At 63.5% G+C, this 21,126-nt stretch carries 13 protein-coding genes; 10 read left to right on the forward strand and 3 right to left on the reverse strand.

What is annotated here, in order from left to right; genetic code table 11:
- The first annotated feature begins 9 nt into the window (after positions 1-9).
- The 8 genes from treZ to GIB19_RS28390 all read left to right on the forward strand — a co-directional run bounded on the left by treZ (position 10) and on the right by GIB19_RS28390 (position 12,454).
- On the forward strand, positions 10-1,752 hold the full coding sequence (gene treZ / locus GIB19_RS11205) for a malto-oligosyltrehalose trehalohydrolase (RefSeq protein WP_274885974.1): 1,743 nt from the start codon (positions 10-12) through the stop codon (positions 1,750-1,752).
- Positions 1,749-3,818 carry a 4-alpha-glucanotransferase gene (gene malQ / locus GIB19_RS11210; RefSeq protein ID WP_274885975.1) on the forward strand — a complete coding sequence of 690 codons (2,070 nt, stop codon included), beginning with the start codon at positions 1,749-1,751 and terminating at the stop codon, positions 3,816-3,818. The genes treZ and malQ overlap by 4 nt, the downstream gene beginning before the upstream one ends.
- The gene (locus tag GIB19_RS11215) at positions 3,815-6,589 is read left to right on the forward strand and encodes a malto-oligosyltrehalose synthase (protein WP_274885976.1); all 2,775 of its coding nucleotides are present in this window, start codon (positions 3,815-3,817) and stop codon (positions 6,587-6,589) included. The genes malQ and GIB19_RS11215 overlap by 4 nt, the downstream gene beginning before the upstream one ends.
- Before the next feature lie 14 nt (positions 6,590-6,603).
- Positions 6,604-6,852, forward strand: a complete 249-nt coding sequence (locus tag GIB19_RS11220; protein ID WP_099428789.1) for a DUF2934 domain-containing protein — start codon at positions 6,604-6,606, stop codon at positions 6,850-6,852.
- 153 nt (positions 6,853-7,005) lie between these two features.
- Positions 7,006-9,159 carry a glycogen debranching protein GlgX gene (gene glgX, locus GIB19_RS11225; RefSeq protein ID WP_085272612.1) on the forward strand — a complete coding sequence of 718 codons (2,154 nt, stop codon included), beginning with the start codon at positions 7,006-7,008 and terminating at the stop codon, positions 9,157-9,159.
- A gap of 64 nt (positions 9,160-9,223) precedes the next feature.
- Positions 9,224-10,018: an endonuclease/exonuclease/phosphatase family protein gene (locus tag GIB19_RS11230; protein ID WP_085272611.1), complete on the forward strand. Its 795-nt coding sequence runs from the start codon at positions 9,224-9,226 to the stop codon at positions 10,016-10,018.
- A gap of 317 nt (positions 10,019-10,335) precedes the next feature.
- Positions 10,336-11,412 (forward strand): autotransporter domain-containing protein, encoded by a 1,077-nt coding sequence (locus GIB19_RS11235; protein ID WP_085272610.1) that lies wholly within the window; start codon positions 10,336-10,338, stop codon positions 11,410-11,412.
- 208 nt (positions 11,413-11,620) lie between these two features.
- Complete coding sequence (locus GIB19_RS28390; RefSeq protein ID WP_446731376.1) at positions 11,621-12,454, forward strand: RHS repeat-associated core domain-containing protein; 834 nt, start codon at positions 11,621-11,623, stop codon at positions 12,452-12,454.
- Between the two features lie 53 nt (positions 12,455-12,507).
- Here the strand turns inward: GIB19_RS28390 and glgB are convergent, their stop codons facing one another.
- From glgB to GIB19_RS11255, 3 genes are all read right to left on the reverse strand, one after another.
- Positions 12,508-14,718 carry a 1,4-alpha-glucan branching protein GlgB gene (glgB, locus tag GIB19_RS11245; protein WP_274885978.1) on the reverse strand — a complete coding sequence of 737 codons (2,211 nt, stop codon included), beginning with the start codon at positions 14,716-14,718 and terminating at the stop codon, positions 12,508-12,510.
- Positions 14,719-18,036 (reverse strand): maltose alpha-D-glucosyltransferase, encoded by a 3,318-nt coding sequence (treS, locus tag GIB19_RS11250; RefSeq protein WP_274885979.1) that lies wholly within the window; start codon positions 18,034-18,036, stop codon positions 14,719-14,721. It abuts the gene before it with no gap.
- 213 nt (positions 18,037-18,249) lie between these two features.
- Complete coding sequence (locus tag GIB19_RS11255; RefSeq protein WP_274885980.1) at positions 18,250-20,268, reverse strand: alpha-1,4-glucan--maltose-1-phosphate maltosyltransferase; 2,019 nt, start codon at positions 20,266-20,268, stop codon at positions 18,250-18,252.
- 141 nt (positions 20,269-20,409) lie between these two features.
- Between GIB19_RS11255 and GIB19_RS11260 the strand changes: the two genes are divergently transcribed.
- Complete coding sequence (locus tag GIB19_RS11260; RefSeq protein ID WP_003251307.1) at positions 20,410-20,571, forward strand: hypothetical protein; 162 nt, start codon at positions 20,410-20,412, stop codon at positions 20,569-20,571.
- 90 nt (positions 20,572-20,661) lie between these two features.
- Positions 20,662-20,937 (forward strand): hypothetical protein, encoded by a 276-nt coding sequence (locus GIB19_RS11265; protein ID WP_099428783.1) that lies wholly within the window; start codon positions 20,662-20,664, stop codon positions 20,935-20,937.
- Positions 20,938-21,126: the final 189 nt, after the last annotated feature.

The raw sequence follows: 21,126 nt of genomic DNA on the forward strand, positions 1-21,126 counted from the left end.
GAACCGAAGATGCACAGGCATGGCGCACACTTGCTGGACGCCACGTCGGCGCGCTTCGCCCTCTGGGCGCCGGATGCGCGCAGCGTGAGCGTGGAACTGGAGCAGCAGCCTGCTGTAGCACTGCTGCCCGACAATGATGGCTGGTACACGGGGGTTGCCCCGTGTCAGGCCGGTGATCGGTATCGTTACCGGGTGGACGGCACATTGCTGGTCGCCGACCCCGCGTCGCGCTACCAGCCTGAAGGGGTGCAAGGGCCCAGTGAGGTGGTGGATGTTGCTAGCTATGCCTGGCAACACCCCTGGCAGGGCCGGCCGTGGCATGAGGCGGTCATCCAGGAATTGCACGTCGGCGTGCTGGACGGCTACACCGGGGTTGCCCGGCAGTTGCCGCGCCTGGCCGAAATCGGCATCAGCGCTATCGAGCTGATGCCGTTGGGGCAGTTCCCAGGCGAACGCAATTGGGGTTACGACGGCGTGCTGCCGTTCGCGCCACAAAACACTTACGGCACCCCGCAGCAACTGTGCGCGCTGGTCGACCAGGCGCACGGCGAAGGGTTGATGGTGTTGGTGGACGTGGTCTACAACCACTTTGGCCCGGATGGTAATTACCTGCACCAGTACGCCAGCCCGTTCTTTCGCGAAGACCGGCAAACGCCGTGGGGCGCGGCGATCGACTTCCGCCGCGCAGAAGTGCGTGAGTTTTTCATCCAGAACGCCTTGATGTGGCTGTGCGACTACCGCTGCGACGGCCTGCGCCTGGATGCGGTGCATGCCATCGACCAGCCGGACTTTCTGGTCGAGCTGGCGCAGCGGGTGCGTGCTGCCGTGGCGCCCGGCCGGCATATCTGGCTGGTGCTGGAGAACGAGCACAACCAGGCCTTTTTGCTGGAGCAGGGTTTCGATGCCCAGTGGAACGACGATGGCCACAACGCCCTGCACGTACTGCTGACCGGCGAGACCGAAGGCTACTACGCCGACTACAAACAGCGCCCCATCGACCAGTTGGCCCGCTGCCTGTCGGAAGGCTTCGTGTTCCAGGGCCAGGCCAACCGCCATGGCACACCGCGTGGCGAGCCAAGCGGGCATCTTGAGCCCAGCGCATTCGTGCTGTTCTTGCAAAACCACGACCAAATCGGCAATCGCGCACTGGGTGAGCGCCTGACCCGCCTCTGCCCGCCGCAGGCTTTGCGGGCAGCCACCGGCCTGTTGCTGCTGGCGCCGATGATCCCGTTGTTGTTCATGGGTGAGGATGATGGCAGTTGCAGCCCCTTCCTGTTCTTTACCGACTTCCATGACGAATTGGCCGATGCGGTGCGCGAAGGCCGGCGGGGCGAGTTCGCCCACTTCGCCGCCTTCGCCGACCCCGAGCAGCGTGAACGCATCCCCGACCCCAATGCCGCGCAAACCTTCGCTTCTTCACGGCCGCAAAACAAGGACGTCATTGCCGGTTGGCATGGCCTCTATCATCAGTTGCTCGACTTGCGCCGCCGCCATGTCATCCCGCACTTGCCGGGCAGCCGCGCGCTGGGCGCTGACGTGCACGGCGACAAAGCGCTGACCGCACGTTGGCAGTTGGGCGACGGCAATACCTTGCGCATTGACCTCAACCTGTCCGCAAGCCCCCAAGCCGTCGCGCTGCCGCCCGCCGAAAGCCGGCTGTTCGACAGCAGTGACACCCGCCACCCCGATACGTCCCTGGCCGCGTACAGCTGCGTGGTCAGCCTGCTTCCCCCTGGCCAGGAGCGCCCATGAGCGAAACCGCCCTGCACCGTTTGGCGGCCCGCGTCGGGCTTAGCCGCGACTGGATCGATGCCAATGCCCGGCCGCAGCAAGTCAGCGATGACGTACTGCGCAATGTCCTCGAAGGCCTCGGCCACCCCGCCGCTGACGAAAACGCCATCCAAGCCAGCCTGCGCGCCGTGGAGGCCGCCGAAGACAGCGAACACCTGCCGCCCTTGTTGACCGTCGAGCTTGGCCAACCCCTGGCGCTGGGCCGCTACTTCAGCGCCAACAGCACCGTGCGTTGCACCTTGGAAGACAACAGCCAGCGCACCCTCACCCTGGACAACCATGGGCGCCTGCCTGCCGAGCTGCCCCTCGGCTACCACGCACTGGAAATCGACGGCCGCACCTGCACCGTGGCCGTGGCGCCTTCACGCTGCTACAGCCTGGCCGACAGCGTGGCGCAACCGCCCCCACGCTGTTGGGGCCTGGCCGTGCAACTGTACAGCCTGCGGCGCACTGGCGATGGTGGCTATGGCGACTGCCTGGCACTGGAACAACTGGCGCGCACCGCCGCCGAGCGCGGCGCCGATGCCTTGGCGATCAGCCCGATTCACGCGCTGTCGGCCATCGACCAGGAGCACTACAGCCCCTACTCGCCCTCCAGCCGCCTGTTGCTCAATACCCTCTATGCCAGCCCAGCCGCCCTGTTCGGCGAGCGCGCCGTGCGCATGGCGATCGAAGCCTGCGGCCTGGAACAGGTGCTCGAAGACCTGGAGCAGCAGCCGCTGGTCGACTGGCCGCGCGCCGCTGCTGCTCGCCTGCGCCTGCTCGAAGCCCTGTACCAGGACTTCAGCCAGGGCGACCACCCGCTGCGCAAGGACTTCGACAGCTACCGCACGGCCGCTGGCCAAGCTCTGGAACACCATTGCCGCTTCGAAGTGTTGCAAGCGCAAGCGGTGGAGCATGGCCTGGGCGCTGACTGGCGCAATTGGCCCCGCGCCTGGCACGACCCCTACCACCCCGAAGTCGAGGCCTTCGCCAACGCCTACCCGGCCAAGGTCGAGTTCCACGCCTTTTGCCAGTGGCTGACCGAACGTAGCCTGCAACGCGCCCAGGAGGCCGCACGTGGCAATGGCATGACCATTGGCCTGATCGCCGACTTGGCGGTGGGTGCCGACGGCGCCGGCAGCCAGGCCTGGAGCCGCCAGGACGAGTTGCTGGCCAACCTAAAAGTCGGCGCGCCGCCCGACATTCTCAACCGTTCCGGGCAGGACTGGGGCATTTGCGCGTTCTCGCCCGAAGGCCTCAAACGCAACGGCTACCGCGCGTTCATCGAGATGCTGCGGGCCAACCTCGCCCACGCCGGCGGCCTGCGCATCGACCACGTCATGGGCCTGCGCCGGCTGTGGTTGATCCCGCGTGGCGCCAAACCCAGCGAAGGCGCTTACCTGAATTACCCGCTCGACGACCTGCTGCGCCTGCTGGCGCTGGAATCGGTTCGGCACCAGGCGGTCATCCTCGGCGAAGACCTCGGCACCGTGCCCGATGGCCTGCGCGAACAGCTGGCCGACAAGGCCGTGCTGGGCATGCGCGTGCTGCCTTTCGAACAGACCCAACCTGGCCACTTCAAGCCCATTCTCGACTGGCCCGACAGCGCCCTGGCCACCACCGGCACCCATGACCTGGCGCCGCTGGCCGGCTGGCTGGAAAACCGTGACATCGACTGGTTCCATCGCCTGCACTTGATCGATGCCGCCACCGAACTGCAGTGGCGTCACGACCGCCAAAAAGAACACAACGGCCTGCGCCGTACCCTGGAGACCAACTACGGCCCGCTACCCGATAACGACGCGGTGATCGACGCCGCCATCCGCTACGTCGGCCACACCCGCGCCCCGCTGGTGCTAGTGCCCCTCGAAGACCTGCTGGGCTGCGACGAGCAACCCAACCTGCCTGGCACCACTGCAGGCCACCCCAACTGGCGCCGGCGCTTTGCCCTGCCGGTGCGCGAACTGCTCGACGACGAAGACGCCGCACGGCGCCTGGAACTGCTGGCCCAGGCCCGCGAACAAGCCTGGGAGCGTGACCGATGAAACCCCTGACCGCGACCTTACGCCTGCAATTTCACAGCGACTTCACCCTCGACCACGCGGTGCCGTTGGTGCCGTACTTCGCCCAGTTAGGCATCAGCCACCTGTATGCCTCGCCGATCCTCAAAGCCCGCGCCGGCTCACGCCATGGCTACGACGTGGTCGACCCGACCCAGGTCAACCCGGAGCTCGGCGGCGAGGCGGCGCTGCAGCGCCTGGTCGCTGCCCTGCGCCAGCACGGCATGGGGCTGATCCTCGACACCGTGTCCAACCACATGGCCGTGGGCGGTGCCGACAACCCCTGGTGGCAAAGCCTGCTGGCCTGGGGCCGGCGCAGCCCGTATGCGGAGTTTTTCGACATTCAGTGGCACTCCAGCGACCCGCTGCTGGCCGGCCAGTTACTGCTGCCCTTCCTCGGCAGCGACTACGGCGCAGCCTTGAAGCAAGGCGAGATCCCGCTGACCTTCGACAAGCAGCACGGCGTGCTGGAAGTTGCCCATTACGACCATCGCTTCCCGATCTGCCCAATCGACTATGGCTGGATCCTTGCGCAAAGCCCTGAGCCCGCCTTGCAGGCGTTGGCCGCGCATTTCACCGCGCTGAGCGACAGTGCCCAACCGCTGAACGATGCCCTGCCCTTGCAGGCTGAGCTGGCACGCCTGGTAAACGACGGCGCCGACCTCGAATCGGCCTTGATCGCGTTCGATAGCCGCAGCGAAGCGGGCCTCAAACGCCTGCACCTGCTGCTTGAACGCCAGACCTATCGCCTGGCCAGCTGGCGCACCGCCGCCGACGACATCAACTGGCGGCGCTTCTTCGACATCAACGAGCTGGGCGGCCTGCGGGTCGAGCGTGCAGCGGTGTTCGAGGCCACCCACGCCAAGCTGTTCGAGCTGATCGAGCGCGGCCTGGTGGATGGCCTGCGCATCGACCATATCGACGGCCTGGCCGACCCCCGCGGCTATTGCCGCAAACTGCGCCGCCGGGTCGACAGCCTGTTAGCGCGGCGGCCGCTGAACGCGGCGCTGGAACACTTCCCCCTCTACGTGGAAAAAATCCTCGGCGCCGACGAGCACCTGCACCAGGACTGGCTTACCGACGGCACCACCGGCTACGAGTTCATGAACCAGGTCTCGCTGTTGCAACACGACCCGGCCGGCGAGGCGCCGTTAACCGAATTGTGGGCCAACGTCAGCGAGCGCCCTGACTTCCCCGAGGAAGTACGCTTGGCACGCCACCTGGTGCTCAATGCCAGCCTGGCCGGTGACTGCGAATCGGTGGCCCAGGCCCTGCTGCAGGTGGCCCGCGACGACCTGATGACCCGCGACCTGACCCTGGGCGCAATCCGCCGGGCGTTGCAGGCGCTGGTCGCGCACTACCCGGTGTACCGCACCTACTTCAACGCCTGCGGCCGCCCTGCAGAAGATGAAGCCTTCTTCCAGCAAGCCCTGGCCAATGCCCGCCAAGACCTCAGCGAAGCGGACTGGCCGCTGCTCGACCAGCTCGAACAATGGCTCGGTGGCCAGCCCTGGCGCCGCCTGCCACCGGGCCGGCCACGCAAGCACTTGCGCCATGCCTGTGTGCGCTTCCAGCAACTGACCGCGCCCAGCGCCGCCAAGGCCGTGGAAGACACCGCGTTCTACCGCAGCGCCCGGTTGCTGTCGCGCAATGATGTGGGCTTCGAGGCCGAGCGTTTCAGCGCAGGCAGCGAAGTGTTCCATAACGAAGCCCAGCGGCGCCTGCGCGACTTCCCGGACAGCCTGCTGGCCACCGCCACCCACGACCACAAGCGCGGCGAAGACACCCGCGCCCGCCTGGCCGTGCTCAGCGAACGCGGCCCGTGGCTGGCCAGCCGCGTGGAGCACTGGCGCGAGCTGGCGGCGCCGCTGCGGGCGCAACTGGACGACGGCCTGGCCCCCAGCCCTGGCGATGAGCTGATGCTGCTGCAGACGCTGCTGGGCAGTTGGCCGCTGGACCTGGACCCGCACGATGACGGCGCCCTGCGCCAGTACGCCGAGCGCCTGCGGCAATGGCAACAAAAGGCCCTGCGTGAAGCCAAGTTGCGCAGCAGCTGGAATGCCCCGAACGAGGCCTACGAGGCCGCCTGCGCCAGCTACATCGACGGCCTGCTGCTGGATGAGGAGAACCAGCAGTTGCGCAAGTCCGTGGCCGATGCCGCCCAGCTCATCGCCTGCCCTGGCGCACTCAATGGGTTGGTCCAGACGCTGTTGCGCATGACCGTGCCCGGCGTGCCCGACCTGTACCAGGGTAACGAATACTGGGACTTCAGCCTGGTCGACCCGGACAACCGCCGCCCCGTCGATTACGCGCTCAGGCGCCGCACCCTGGACGACGCCACTACCCCCGCCGAGCTGCTGGCGCACTGGCGCGACGGCCGCATCAAGCAGGCCTTGATCGCGCGGGTGCTGGACTGCCGCCAGGCGCATGCCGAGCTGTTCCGGCGTGGCGCCTACCTGCCGCTGACCGTGCAGGGTCGGCATGCCGACAAGGTGCTGGCCTTTGCCCGCCTGGGTGACGACGAACGCGCCATTGTCATTGCGCCACGCCTGGCCAGCAGCCTACTCGGCGGCGCCCCTACACCGTTGATCCCGGCCCATAACTGGGACGACACCCGGCTGATACTGCCGTTTGCCTTGTCGCCTGCCAACTCGACGGGACTTTTCCCCAGTGCTGCGGTCAGCCCTACAAAGGAGCTGCTGTTGAGCGCCGTACTGTCGGAATTTCCGGTCAATGTGTTGATACAACAATCTTGAGCATCAGGAGCGTCATGATGAGTGTCGATGAGAAACGTATCCGTGAATTTGCCTACCAGATCTGGGAATCGGAAGGTAAGCCTGTGGGTGAGGAGGAACGCCACTGGGAGATGGCGCGCAAGCTTGCCGAAGCTGAAGCACTTGCCCCCAAGGCAGCACCGCGCAAGAAAGCCGCGGCCAAGCCGAAGGTAGCGGCAGAACCGGTTGCAAAACCTGCAGCTGTGAAGAAGCCACGCGCGGTGAAAAAGCCCGCCGCCGGTTAAACCTGAACGGGCCCCTTCGCGGGGCAAGCCCGCTCCCACAGGATCATCACCACGCTTGAGGCAGTGGGGGCTCTGTGGGAGCGGGCTTGCCCCGCGAAGAGGCCCGGTCAGGCCTACATATTCCCCTTCCACCACGGTCACTCGAGGACTGCCATGAGCCCCCGTACCCCGAAGAAAACCCGCTCGGTCGCCCCCTCGCGCATTCGCGAAGGCATGCCCTTCCCCCTCGGCGCCACCTGGGACGGGCTTGGGGTCAACTTCGCCCTGTTCTCGGCCAACGCCACCAAGGTCGAGCTGTGCCTGTTCGACTCCACCGGCGAGCAGGAAATCGAACGCATCGAGCTGCCGGAATACACCGACGAGATCTACCACGGCTACCTGCCCGACGCGCATCCGGGGCTGGTCTACGGCTACCGCGTCTACGGCCCTTACGAGCCCGAGAACGGCCACCGTTTCAACCCCAACAAGCTGCTGATCGACCCGTATGCCAAACAACTGGTCGGCAGCCTGAAATGGTCCGAGGCACTGTTCGGCTACACCATCGGCCACCCCGACGGCGACCTGTCGTTCGATGAACGCGACAGCGCGCCCTTCGTGCCTAAATGCAAAGTCATTGACCCGGCCTTCACCTGGGGCCGCGATCAGCGTGTGCAGGTGCCCTGGGAGCGCACCATCCTCTACGAAGCCCACACTCGCGGCATCAGCATGCGCCACCCGGCGGTGCCGGAAGAACTGCGCGGCACCTTCGCTGGCCTGGCCAACGACGAGCTGCTCAAGCACATCAAAGAGCTGGGCGTTTCCAGTATCGAGCTGCTGCCGATCCATGCCTTCGTCAACGACCAGCACCTGCTGGACAAAGGCCTGAACAATTACTGGGGCTACAACAGCATCGCCTTCTTCGCACCACACCCCCGTTACCTCGCTAGCGGCAAGATCGCCGAGTTCAAGGAGATGGTCGCGCACCTGCATGACGCCGGGTTGGAGGTGATCCTGGATGTGGTCTACAACCACACCGCCGAGGGCAACGAGCGTGGCCCGACGCTGTCCATGCGCGGCATCGACAACGCCTCCTACTACCGGCTGATGCCCGACGACAAGCGTTACTACATCAACGACTCCGGCACCGGCAATACCCTCGACCTGAGCCACCCGTGCGTGCTGCAACTGGTCACCGACTCGCTGCGCTACTGGGCCGGCGAGATGCATGTGGATGGCTTCCGCTTCGACCTGGCCACCATCCTCGGCCGCTACCACGACGGCTACAGCGAACGCCACGGCTTCCTCGTGGCGTGCCGCCAGGACCCGATGCTGAGCCAGGTCAAACTGATTGCCGAACCTTGGGACTGCGGCCCTGGCGGCTATCAGGTGGGTAACTTCGCGCCGGGCTGGGCAGAGTGGAACGACCGCTTCCGCGACACCGTGCGGGCATTCTGGAAAGGTGACGAAGGCCAGTTGGCCGACTTCGCCTCGCGCATGACCGCGTCAGGGGACATGTTCAACAACCGTGGTCGGCGCCCCTATGCCTCGGTCAACTTCGTCACCGCCCACGATGGCTTCACCTTGCGCGACTTGGTGTCGTACAACGGCAAGCACAACGAGGACAACGACGAGAATAACCAGGACGGCACCGACAACAACCTGTCCTGGAACTGCGGCGCCGAAGGGCCTACCGAAGACCCTGAAATCAACGCCCTGCGCATGCGCCAGATGCGCAACTTCTTCGCCACCCTGCTGTTCGCCCAGGGCACGCCGATGATTGTCGCTGGCGACGAGTTCAGCCGCACCCAGCATGGCAACAACAACGCCTATTGCCAGGACAGCGAGATCGGCTGGGTCAACTGGGACCTGGACGAAGACGGCACCGCGCTGCTGGCCTTCGTCAAGCGCCTGACCCGGCTGCGCCTGGCCTACCCGGTGCTGCGCCGCTCACGCTTTTTGGTCGGCGACTACAACGAGGCGATCGGGGTGAAGGATGTCACCTGGCTGGCGCCGGATGGCAGCGAGATGAGCGTCGAGCAATGGGAAGACCCCCATGGCCGCTGCCTGGGCATGCTGATCGACGGGCGTGCACAGGTCAGCGGCATCGCCCGGCCCGGCGCCGAGGCGACGGTGCTGCTGATCGTCAATGCCCACCACGATACCGTGCCGTTCCAGCTGCCGGCGGTGCCCGAAGGGGACTACTGGAGCTGCCTGGTCGACACGGATCGGCCAGAACTGCGCAAGGGCCAGCACTTGCAGTTCGAGAGTACCTTCGAGGTGAAGGGGCGCTCGATGTTGTTGATGGTGTTGCAGCACGAGGAAGAGTGAACCCACCTACCCTAGGCAGGTCCTAGCATTAAACCGCCCCGATGATGACCTTGTGGGAGCCCCTGTGAAGCTCGAAGCCAGCAGCCCCGGTTTCGCCACTGTTGACCAGGCCCCAGCCGTGCACCGGCTGCGGGTGCTGACGGTCAACACCCACAAGGGCTTCACCGCCTTCAACCGGCGCTTCATCCTGCCGGAACTGCGCGAAGCGGTGCGCAGTACCCAGGCCGATATCGTGTTCTTGCAGGAGGTGCTCGGCAGCCACGATCGCCACGCCGCGCGCTACCCCGGCTGGCCGCAGACGTCCCAGTACGAATTTCTCGCTGACAGCATGTGGAGCGACTTCGCCTACGGCCGCAACGCCGTATACCCCGACGGCCACCACGGCAACGCCCTGCTGTCGAAATACCCGATCATCGAACACCGCAACCTCGACGTGTCGATCACCGGCCCCGAGCGTCGCGGCTTGCTGCATTGCGTCCTCGACGTGCCTGGCCCGCATCAGGTGCATGCCATCTGCGTGCACTTGTCGCTGCTGGAGAGCCATCGCCAACAGCAACTGCAGTTGCTGCGCAGGCTGCTCGAGTCTCTACCCGAAGGTGCACCCGTTATCATCGCTGGCGACTTCAACGACTGGAAGCTGCGCGGCAATCGCACCCTGGGCCTGCGCAACGACCTGCACGAAGCGTTCGAACGCCACCACGGCCACCTCGCACGTACCTACCCGGCGCGCATGCCGCTGCTGCGCCTGGACCGCATCTACCTGCGTAACGCGCAAAGCCATGCGCCGCAGATTCTGGGGCACAAACCCTGGACGCACCTCTCCGACCATCTGCCGCTGTCGGTCGAGGTCAAGCTGTAGCAATCATTCTTCATAGCCAGGCAGCGGCAAATAGCGAACCTTGCTATACCCGACTATTTAACTCAACAAATCAGCCACTTGAACCAAATCATGTGCAATGAACACAACCTTCACGCTTTCTTGACGCAAGCCGCTCCCTCTCCTTAGCTGAACATTATCTAGTCGTAAAGATCTCGCGCCGGGCCTCTAGCTCGCGCCTTCGTGCGCGTTTGCGAAAGCAGGCGTGCTGGTTTGGGTCGCCCACTGTTTTTGCCGTACAGCTCGTGACAACAGGCCAGGTCCTTGGGCTGTACCACAAAAATAAACGGAGATCCGCCATGAAAAGAACCTCGAATCCCTTGCGCTTCGACAGCATTTTCTACGCGGTTTCCACGTCGCTGCTTCTGGCAACCCCAGTGGAAACTTTCGCATTCGAACTGCAGGACGACCCAACCTCCCCCAGCTTCCTGCAACAACCGGCGATGCCGCAGCTATCGCTCGACCCGGTCAGCGCCAGCGGCGTGAGCCTCGGCACATTGAACGCGTTCTCGGAAAAAATGACCGAACGCCACGGGCAAGCGGCACCGGACCTGGTCGCCAGCCAGTGGTCGCAGTTTTTCCCGGGTGCCACGCGCACCGGTGCACAACCGCCTGACCAGCTCGAAGCCCCCAGCCAGCAACTGCTGGTTGGCCCAGACCTGTTCCTGCGCGAGACCGGCGCAGGCAATGTGCACCGCGCGGGTATTTTTGTCGGCCACAACAACCTGCAAAGCAGCTTCAACGGTATTCGCCCGCTGCTGGGCGACAAGCAACGCAATGCGGTGAACCTGAGTGGCGAGAGCCTGGGGGTGTACTGGAGCATGACCCATGAACGGGGTTGGCACCTGGATGCCGTGGCCATGGGTTCGCGCATCGACATCAATGGCCGTGGCGAAAGCGGCCAGCGCCTGGACGACAGCGGCCATGCCATGACCTTCTCCCTGGAAGGCGGCTTCCCGATCGGCTTGGGCGGCGGTTGGGTGATCGAGCCACAGGCGCAGTTGATCAACCAACAGTTTTTCCCCGGCAGCCGCGTGCAGGAAGAGACATTGCAGGCGTTCGACAGCCAGCCCAGCTGGAGCGGCCGGGTCGGTGCCAAATTGTCCGGGCGCTACGAAGTGCGCGGCATGCCCATCGAACCTTATGTACGCACCAACGTCTGGTATGACTTCAGCAATGCTGAAGAGGTGAAGCTGGACCAGGTCGACAAGATCTCCAGCTCGCGGTACTCGACCACCGTGGAATTAGGGTTGGGCCTGGTGGCCCGGGTGACGCCGAATGTGGCGCTGTTCGTGAGTGCGGATTACAGCAGCGATGTGGATGACAATGACCTCAATGGGCTGATCGGCAGCCTTGGGGTGCGGATGCGGTGGTAGGCAGGCGCGGCCCTTTTGCGGGTAACCTCCTCCCACAAGTTTCCACAGGGCTCAAGGCCAGTGGTGCACCTGTCGGAGCTGGCTTGCCAGCGATAGGGCCCCGACTGACCATACAAAACTGTACTTTGGCACTGTCAATTTTGTCAGTTGCTTAAACGCTCTACGACCGCCAAGATTTCCAACATCCGAGCAGGAGAGGATGATAAACATGCCTGGTCAAAATACCTCTGCCATAGACCGTCAGCCTTTCACGTGCTCATGCTTCACACCGTACGGCTATAGCACCAAGGACTTGCTGTTAAGTTTCAACGGCCAATACCGGCACTGTACGGCGAAGTTTTATCTTCTGGGAAATGGTTACCGCGCCTACAACCCAGGCATTATGCGCTTTCAGTCACCTGATGCCTGGAGCCCTTTTGGTGCAGGATCCTTTAACGCCTATGCCTACTGTGCCAACGACCCCATAAACAAAACCGACCCGTCTGGCCATAAGTTTATACCTTCAGCTTTAAGGTGGCCGTCTGACCAAGAATATCGTCGAGGCCGTTTCAACGTCCACACCTCTCCGAACCTAAATAGTCTGCCAACCCCAGTGGTGCATCAACGGCGCCCGTCTTTACCAAATAATTCGATCACCCAGGGACCGGAACAAAGCGCCCTCCCATCCAGCACTAACCTGAGACCTCGCTCTAACAGCTGGACATATACGGAACCCCTGCAATCATTAGAAAATACAGAAGTGGATTCTGCATGGAAACATATATCCATGACACGGTTGCAAGAACACGCTTGGCGCAGCCAGTTCGCTAACTGGACTCATCACGCCCAATGGGACCAATTTCCGACCGAGACGTACAGGTACCAGACGTGGCGTAACAACATGAGCAGGCTGATAAATTTAGGAGACGATATTCTTTTGGACAGCATGATAGGGCGGATCGCTGAATCAAGTCAGGTTCGCGAAATCCGACGAAGTCAGCATGAGCAGCGTAACTATCTGACCCGAAAATTAACGGAAGAGCCGTTCCGCCTAACCCGTTGATCAATGGTAGGAGCGTGCCCGTAAAGCCGCTCCTACCATTTCCATCAGGTTGATCAGGCCGGTTTCATCACCAGTACGCCCAGAGGTGGCAAGTTGAGGGCCAGCGACAGTGGCTGCCCATGGCTGGCCAATGCCTCACTGGACACTGCCCCCAGGTTACCCACGTTGGACCCGGCATACAGTTCGGCATCGCTGTTGAGCAGCTCTTCCCAACGCTCGCCAAACGGCACGCCAATGCGATACCCCTCGCGCGGCACCGGGGTGAAGTTGGCCACCACCAGCAACGGCTCGCCATTGCTGCTCCAGCGCAGCCAGGCATACACGCTGTTTTGCGCGTCATCACCGATCAGCCACTGGAAGCCCTGGGGCTGGCAGTCCTGCTCATGCAGCGCAGGCACCTCGCGGTACAGGCGGTTAAGGTCGCCGACCAGGCGCTGCACGCCCTTGTGCTCAGGGTACTGCAGCAGGTACCAGTCCAGCTCGCTGTCGTGGTTCCACTCGCGCCACTGGCCAAATTCGCAGCCCATGAACAACAGCTTCTTGCCCGGGTGCGCCCACATGAACGTGAGGTAGGCACGCAGGTTGGCGAACTTCTGCCAGCGGTCGCCTGGCATCTTGTCAATCAGCGAGTGCTTGCCGTGCACTACCTCATCGTGGGAAATCGGCAGGATGAAGTGCTCGGAATAGGCATAGATCAGCCCGAAACTCATCTCGTTGTGATGATAAGTGCGGTGAATCGGGTCGTTCTGGATGTAGTGCAAGGTGTCGTGCATCCAGCCCATGTTCCACTTGTAGGCAAAGCCCAGGCCGCCCTGCTGGATCGGCTGGCTGACGCCGGGCCAGGCGGTGGATTCTTCGGCGATGATCAACGCGCCAGGGGCTTCGTGCGCCGCGACGCCATTGAGGTGGCGGATGAAATCGATGGCCTCCAGGTTCTCGCGCCCACCATGGCGGTTAGGCACCCATTCGCCGGCCTTGCGCGAGTAGTCGCGGTACAGCATCGACGCCACCGCATCGACACGCAGGCCGTCGATGTGGAACTGCTTGAGCCAGAGCAATGCCGAGGCCAGCATGAAGCCACGCACCTCGTTGCGCCCAAGGTTGTAGATCAGCGTGTTCCAGTCCTGGTGGTAGCCCTCCAGGGGGTTTTCGTATTCGTACAGGGCCGTGCCGTCGAAGCGGGCCAGGCCGTGCTCGTCGGTAGGGAAATGCGCCGGTACCCAGTCGAGGATCACGCCGATGCCGCCTTGGTGGCAGGCATCGATGAAGGCGGCGAAGTCTTCGGCACTGCCGTAGCGTGAGGTGGGCGCGAACATCGACAGGGGCTGATAGCCCCAGGAGCCGCCGAACGGGTGCTCCATGATCGGCATCAGTTCGATGTGGGTGAAGCCCAGCGCCTGCACATAGGGCACCAGGCGTTCGGCCAGCTCGCGCCAGTTGTAGTAACGCGCCACCTCGCCCAGGTCATCCAGCTCGCACTGCCACGAGCCGACATGCAATTCGTAGATCGACAGGGGTGCGTTGTAGGCGTGACGTTGTGCACGCTGCGCCATCCAGTCGTGGTCTTGCCAGGGGTGGCTGAGCGCACCTGCGACCTTCGACGCGGTGCTCGGCGGCAGCTCGGTGGCGCGGGCCAGCGGGTCGGCTTTCAGGGGCAGTACGCCCTCTTTGCCCAACACTTCGAACTTGTAGGTTTCACCCACGCCAAGCCGCGGCACGAACAGCTCCCACACCCCAGCGCTGTGGCGCAGGCGCATGGGGTGGCGGCGGCCATCCCAATTGTTGAAGTCACCCACCACCGACACCCGCCGCGCATTCGGCGCCCACACCGAGAAGCACACGCCGTCGATGCCATCGGCCTGCATCGGCTGGGCACCAAAGCGCCCGGACAGGTCGCGGTGGTTGCCTTCGGCGAACAGGTAGAGGTCCATATCCCCCAACTGCGGGCCAAAGCTGTACGGGTCTTCGGTCACCTGCTCACCACCGGCCCAGCCGATTTGCAACAGGTAGGGCTGTGCGTCATCAAGGTGCGCGGTAAACAGGCCAGGCAAGCTGGCCTGCACCATTTCGGCGAGCACGCGGCCGTCGTGGCGCGACAGCACGCGCGCATTCAGGGCATTAGGCAGGAAGGCGCGGACCCACTGCCCGCCGGCGCCGTCGCCATGGGGGCCAAGTACCGCAAATGGATCGGCGTGCTCGGCGCGGGCCAGGGCGTCGAGGTCCCGTTGCCGAAGACCGCCGGTATCACGCGTGGTTGCATTCATCTATGACTCTCCCCAGGTACTGATCAGTCCATGCAAGCCATGCAAAGGCACGGCCAGCCAATTCGGTCGATTTTCAGCTTCGTATGTAATTTCGTACGCGGCCTTTTCCAGGCAGAACAATTCCAGCGCGGCGCGCTCGCCTTCGGCCTGTTGCCAGGCGTGGGGCATGGCAGCGGTAGTCAAGCCATAAGCCTCGACAAACGCATGGCGGGATTGGTGCAGGTAGTGCCTGGCAACCCGTTGCCGAGCCTTGCGCGCCGGGTCGGAAAGGTCCACCGCAGAGGCGTTGCGCAGAATCATCGCAGCAGCATAGTCGAAGGATCGCAGCACGCCGCTGACATCTTTGTAGGGGCTGTGACGCGCCCGGCGTTCTTCCAGTGGGCGCGCCGGTTCGCCCTCGAAATCGATCAGGTAAGCATCGCCCTGCACCACCAGTACCTGGCCCAGGTGCAGGTCGCCATGCACGCGCATCAACAGGCCGCCTTGGGCCTGGCGGGCGAGGTTGTCGATGTGCTGGGTCAGGCCGTCGCGCTGTTGCTGCAGGTCGTCGACCAACGCCTGGCTGTCGCTGTCCAGGCTGTCGCGGTGCTGGGCCAGCAGGTCGAGGGCGTGGGTCAGCTCGGCAGTGATCTGGGTGCTCCAGCGCTCGCTGTCCTGGGCATCGCTTGTGCGCGGCTGAAAGGCCCCATCTTCGGTTGGCGCTGCCAACAACACGTGCATCTCGCCCAGACGCTGGCCCAACAAGGCAGCAAAGCCATCGAGTTCGGCCAAAGCATCGGTGTGGGCTTCGCTGGCAGAACTGGTCGGTTCCATCTCGTCGCGGATGGCCCGTTCCAGGGTGTTCTGGGTCCAGGCCCAGGCATCGCCCTGATTGCTCAGGTAGCCCTGGGCGATCATCAACAGGTGCGGGGTGGCGTGCTCGTCCACGCGGCTGACCCACCCCAGCAACGGCGAAATATTGGTAAAGCCCGCCGCAGTCAGGTAGGCGCTCATCTCAAGTTCTGGATGAATGCCTGGGTTGACCCGGCGAATCAGCTTGAGCACCACCCGATCGGCAACCACCACCGAGCTGTTGGACTGCTCGGCGCTAAGGTAGCGCACAGGGCTCTCTTCGGTGAGCCCCAGCTTGGCAAGCTGTTCGGTGCACTCGAAACGCAGCTCGCCCAGGCCATTGCCACAGGGCAGCCGGTGGCGTTCCTGGCAGGCCCGCAGTACAGCGCGGATGAATGGCTCAAGGACGAACGCGTCGGTGATCAAACCAACCTGTCGGCCACGGCGCACGCGCGACAATGCCAACTGCTGGGGCAAGGCGCTGTTGATCTGCTCTTCGGGCAACAGGCCGAACGGCAGTTGGTAGTGGTTGGCGACGCCATCGCTGAGCACTTCCAGTTCGCCGAGCAATACCGGCGTGGTGGCCGTGCCAAAACGCACACCATAACGCAGGCGAACCTGGTCGATCGGCCCTTCCTTGCCGGCGAACCAGCGCCGTTTGGGCAGGTATTGCGGCAGGATCGAGCCTTCCAACATCTCGCTGGAAGGCGCCTCGAGCAGCTCTTCCAGGCGCTTGCGCAGCACCAGTGTGGTCAATTCGGGTAACCCCTCGGTGGCCTGGATATGCCAGCTGGGCATGCGGTCGTGCGATGCCAGCAGGAACCAGTAAAAAGCATAGGGCGGCAATGTCAGCAAAAACGGCAGTTGGCCGATCGGGGGAAAGGCGCTGCCGCCCAGCATCTCCACCGGTACTTTATCGGCGTATTGCGACAGCTCGAGTTCTGCGGCCTGGGCGGCGCGGGACACGTTGGCCACGCAAAGAATCACTTCGCTGTTGCCCTCTTGGTCGGTGTACTCGCGTATGTACGCGAGGATGCGCCGGTTGCTCGGTGTGAGCATGCGGATGCTGCCACGGCCAAACGCCTTCTGCTGGTTGCGCACCGCCAGCAGGCGGCGGTTCCAGTTGAGCAGCGAATGCGGGTCGTGGGACTGGGCCTCGACGTTGACCGTCTGGTAGCCGTACAGCGGGTCCATGATCGGTGGCAGCACCAGGCGCTGCGGGTCGGCGCGAGAGAACCCGCCGTTGCGGTCCGGCGACCATTGCATGGGGGTGCGCACGCCATCGCGGTCGCCCAGGTAGATGTTATCGCCCATGCCCAGTTCATCGCCGTAGTACAAGGTCGGGGTGCCGGGCATCGACAGCAGCAGGCTGGTCAGCAGTTCGATGCGCCGTCGGTCACGTTGCAACAGCGGCGCCAGGCGGCGGCGGATACCAAGGTTGATGCGGGCGCGGCGGTCTTCGGCGTAGTAGTTCCACAGGTAATCGCGTTCGCGGTCGGTGACCATCTCCAGGGTCAGCTCATCGTGGTTGCGCAGGAAGATCGCCCACTGGCTGTTGGCGGGGATTTCCGGGGTCTGGCGCAGGATGTCGGTGATCGGGAAGCGGTCCTCCATGGCCAGGGCCATGTACATGCGCGGCATCAGCGGGAAGTGAAAGGCCATGTGGCATTCGTCGCCATCGCCCTCGCCAAAGTACGGGCGGGTGTCTTCGGGCCATTGATTGGCTTCGGCCAGCAGCATGCGGTCGGGGTAGTTGGCGTCGATCTCGGCACGGATCGCCTTGAGCACCCGGTGGGTCTCGGGGAGGTTTTCATTGTTGGTGCCGTCGCGCTCGATCAGATAGGGGATGGCGTCCAGGCGCAGGCCGTCGACGCCCAGGTCGAGCCAGAAGCGCATCACCCCGATCACCGCCTTCAGCACCTGGGGGTTGTCGAAGTTCAGGTCTGGCTGGTGCGAATAGAAGCGGTGCCAGAAGTACTGGCCGGCGACTGGGTCCCAGGTCCAGTTGGACTTCTCGGTGTCGAGGAAGATGATGCGGGTGCCGTCGTACTTCTGGTCGTCATCCGACCACACGTAGAAGTCGCGCGCCTTGCTGCCCCGCTTGGCCAGGCGGGCGCGCTGGAACCACGGGTGCTGGTCGGAGGTGTGGTTGATGACCAGTTCGGTAATCACCCGCAGGCCGCGCTTGTGCGCCTCGGCGATGAAGCGCCGGGCATCGGCCATGCTGCCGTAGTCGGGGTGCACGGCTTTGTATTCGGCGATGTCGTAGCCGTCATCGCGCCGTGGCGAGGGGTAGAACGGCAGCAGCCAGAGCGTGTTGACGCCCAGTTCGGCGATGTAGTCGAGCTTGCTGATCAACCCGGCGAAATCGCCGATGCCGTCGTTGTTGGCGTCGAAGAACGACTTGATGTGCAGCTGATAGATCACCGCGTCCTTGTACCACAGCGGGTCATCGATGAAGGCTGCTGGTCGGGAACGCTTGGCCATGGGTGACTCCTTTCAATTCTGCGGATGCGCGCTACCTGGTTTTAGGGCTGCTGCGCAGCCCATCGCCGGCAAGCCAGCTCCCACAGGTTTTGTGCTGGTTTCACAGGCAGCACCGGGCCTGTCATTTGTCTGCAAAAGCTTGCAGCCGACGCCGGCCCCTGTGGGAGCCGGCTTGCCGGCGATGGGCCGCACAGCGGCCCCCGGTTTGAAGGCCTAACGGGCCTTTTCAATACGCCAGATACCAAACGGCTGATGCCAAGGCTCGATGCGCATCCACTGGGTCTTGCCATGCCAGGTCCAGCGGTGGCCGTTCATCAGGTCTTCGCCAACAGTGTCGGCGTTGTCGTCCAGGCCCAACTCCCACAGCGGCAGCTCGAAGCTGGCTTCCTGGGCGTTGTGCGGGTCGAGGCTGATCGCCACCAAAATGAAGTTATCGCGCTCGGGCGTACGCTTGGCGAAGTACAGGATGTTGTCGTTCCAGCAATTGAAAAACGCCACCCCAAGGTGAGTCTGCAAGGCGCGGTTCTGCCGGCGAATGCGGTTGAGCTGGGCGATTTCAGCAATGATGTTGCCGGGTTGGGTGAAATCACGCGGGCGGATTTCGTACTTCTCCGAGTCCAGGTATTCCTCTTTGCCGGGCAGCGGCGTGGCTTCGCACAGTTCGAAGCCCGAATACATACCCCACAACCCCGAGCCCATGGTCGCCAAGGCCGCGCGAATAAGAAAACCCGCCCGACCCGAGGTGTGCAGGAAAAACGGGTTGATATCTGGCGTGTTGACGAAGAAGTTGGGCCGGTAGCACAGGCTCCACGGCGGCTGGTTGAGCTCTTCGTAAAACTCGCGCAGCTCCTGCTTGCTGTTGCGCCAGGTGAAATAGGTGTAACTCTGGGTGTAACCGACCTTACCCAAGCGCGCCATCATCGCCGGCTTGGTGAAGGCCTCGGCCAGAAAAATCACGTCCGGGTGCTGGCTGCGCACATTGGCGATCAGCCATTGCCAGAACGGCAACGGTTTGGTGTGCGGGTTATCGACGCGGAAGGTCTTCACGCCCTCCTCGACCCAGCCAACCACCACGTCACGCAGGGCCAACCACAGCGAAGGCACGGCCTCTGGGGCATAGAAGTCGACGTTGACGATGTCCTGGTACTTCTTCGGCGGGTTTTCCGCATAGCGGATGCTGCCGTCGGGGCGCCAACTGAACCAGCCGGGGTGTTCTTTGAGCCAAGGGTGGTCTTGCGAGCACTGGATGGCGAAGTCCAGGGCGATTTCCAGGCCATGCTCTGCGGCGGCGGCCACCAGGCGGCGGAAGTCTTCGCGGGTGCCCAGCGCTGGGTGAATGGCGTCGTGGCCGCCTTCCGGGCTGCCGATGGCGTAAGGGCTGCCTGGGTCATTGGGCTCTGCCTGCAAGGCATTGTTGCGGCCCTTGCGGTGTTTTTTGCCAATTGGGTGAATGGGCGGGAAGTACAGCACGTCAAAGCCCATGTCGCGGATCATCGGCAGGCGTTCGTGCACGTCGTTGAAGGTGCCATGGCGCTCGGGGCTGTCGGTGATCGAGCGCGGGAACAATTCATACCAGCTGGCGAACTGCGCCGCCGGGCGGTCGACGTCGACGGGGAACTCACTGCTGCGTGTAAGGTAGCTGCGGTGCTCGGCTTCGGTCATCAGCCGTGTGGCTTCGGGGCCCAGCAACAGCGCCACCTGGTCATCCTCCGGCAGTGCCGGCAGCCGTGCCTGCAAGGCTTCGATCTGTTCACGCAAGAAGCCCTCGCTGCGTTCTGCGCCTTTGCCCAACAGAAGACGGCCTTCCTCAAGCTCCAGCTTGACCTCGACCCCAGCGTGGTACTTCTTCTCCAGGTCGTGGCAATAGGTGGCGAACGGGTCGATCCACGCCTCGATGCTGAACAGGTGCGGGCCCAGCTCAGTTGGGGTGAACTCGCCCAGCCACAGGTCATTGCCGGGCGAATGCATAGGCACGTAGTGCCAGCGTCGGCTGTGGGCCTGGCGCCAGTTGAGCATCACAGCGAGGCGGTCATGGCCGTCGCTGTAAACCTTGCTGCTGACCGCGACCGCCTGGCCGCTGATGGCCTTGGTGGCGAACGTGCCGCCGTCGAGCGCAGGTTGCGTGCTTTCGATCACGATGCGCGGCGCCAGCAGCGCCTGGGCCAGGCTGATGGCCTGGTCTGGGTGATCGTTCGCCATGGGCACGCTTTCGAAGGGCTCGTTTCGTGACATCGGACCTTGCTCCCTTAGGCTGGTGGCGGTAAGGGTTCAGAGCCGGGCGCGGGCGTAGGGGTTCAAATAAATTGAGCGAACGGCAGCCCCTGACAGTCAGAGCCTGCAGCACCTCTTCATTCACCCACGCGAGGTCAGGCCATGAACATTCCCATTCCACCGGAAACCCCCGATCCGAACATCGACGACCCCAGCTTGCCGCCACCCGTGCCGGAGGAGGACCCGGACGAGCTGCCGATCAAGCCGACCGTGCCGCCGACGGTGGGCGACCCGCCGAGCCAGGAGCCACCGGTGAAGGCTTAAGGGTAGACCACCGCTACTGATATTTTTGCCAGTAGCGGTGTCTGCACGCTGCTTCGATGATGAGACTCCAACCAGAACAGGAGACTCCCCATGGAAGCAGACGTCATGTCACCCGCTGAGCGGGCAGAGTATGAGGCCTACGTTCTGAAAAGCCTTCGGGGTGCCAAGGCCGACGCGGCTCTGCTTGTCTCATCCACTGTGCTTGAGGCGTTTGATCAAGACGTCCTTGAAGACGCGCTAAGGGAGCTGCGCCATGCCTTTGAAACCAGTTTCAGCCAAAACTCAAATATGACCGTTGGTTTGTTGGCAGAAGCGCTGTGGTCGGCAGTGACAAAGAGGCAATTACACTGCCCCCTTGACGGATAAATCCGCTGCCACAGATACATCACAGCCCATGTAAGCGGTGATGTACCTGTGGGAGCGGGTTTACCCGCGAAAAGGCCAGTTCGGCCAACACATCAACCCGCAGGTAGCGTTGAGATCTGCGCCAAACTGATCTCCCGCATCCTAAGCTTCTGCACCTTCCCGTCACCGTCACCGGATACTCATCAACAA

The sequence above is a fragment of the Pseudomonas sp. ITEM 17296 genome (assembly GCF_028895205.1).
GTDB classification, from domain to species: Bacteria; Pseudomonadota; Gammaproteobacteria; order Pseudomonadales; family Pseudomonadaceae; genus Aquipseudomonas; species Aquipseudomonas kermanshahensis.

Excerpts from the sequence above, each read along its gene's own strand:
- GIB19_RS11265 (WP_099428783.1), top strand. The coding sequence starts at position 20,662 with ATGGAAGCAGACGTCATGTCACCCGCTGAGCGGGCAGAGTATGAGGCC.
- glgB (WP_274885978.1), bottom strand. The coding sequence starts at position 14,718 with ATGAATGCAACCACGCGTGATACCGGCGGTCTTCGGCAACGGGACCTC.
- GIB19_RS11235 (WP_085272610.1), top strand. The coding sequence starts at position 10,336 with ATGAAAAGAACCTCGAATCCCTTGCGCTTCGACAGCATTTTCTACGCG.
- glgX (WP_085272612.1), top strand. The coding sequence starts at position 7,006 with ATGAGCCCCCGTACCCCGAAGAAAACCCGCTCGGTCGCCCCCTCGCGC.
- GIB19_RS28390 (WP_446731376.1), top strand. The coding sequence starts at position 11,621 with ATGCCTGGTCAAAATACCTCTGCCATAGACCGTCAGCCTTTCACGTGC.
- malQ (WP_274885975.1), top strand. The coding sequence starts at position 1,749 with ATGAGCGAAACCGCCCTGCACCGTTTGGCGGCCCGCGTCGGGCTTAGC.
- GIB19_RS11215 (WP_274885976.1), top strand. The coding sequence starts at position 3,815 with ATGAAACCCCTGACCGCGACCTTACGCCTGCAATTTCACAGCGACTTC.
- GIB19_RS11260 (WP_003251307.1), top strand. The coding sequence starts at position 20,410 with ATGAACATTCCCATTCCACCGGAAACCCCCGATCCGAACATCGACGAC.
- GIB19_RS11220 (WP_099428789.1), top strand. The coding sequence starts at position 6,604 with ATGATGAGTGTCGATGAGAAACGTATCCGTGAATTTGCCTACCAGATC.
- GIB19_RS11255 (WP_274885980.1), bottom strand. The coding sequence starts at position 20,268 with ATGTCACGAAACGAGCCCTTCGAAAGCGTGCCCATGGCGAACGATCAC.
- treS (WP_274885979.1), bottom strand. The coding sequence starts at position 18,036 with ATGGCCAAGCGTTCCCGACCAGCAGCCTTCATCGATGACCCGCTGTGG.
- treZ (WP_274885974.1), top strand. The coding sequence starts at position 10 with ATGCACAGGCATGGCGCACACTTGCTGGACGCCACGTCGGCGCGCTTC.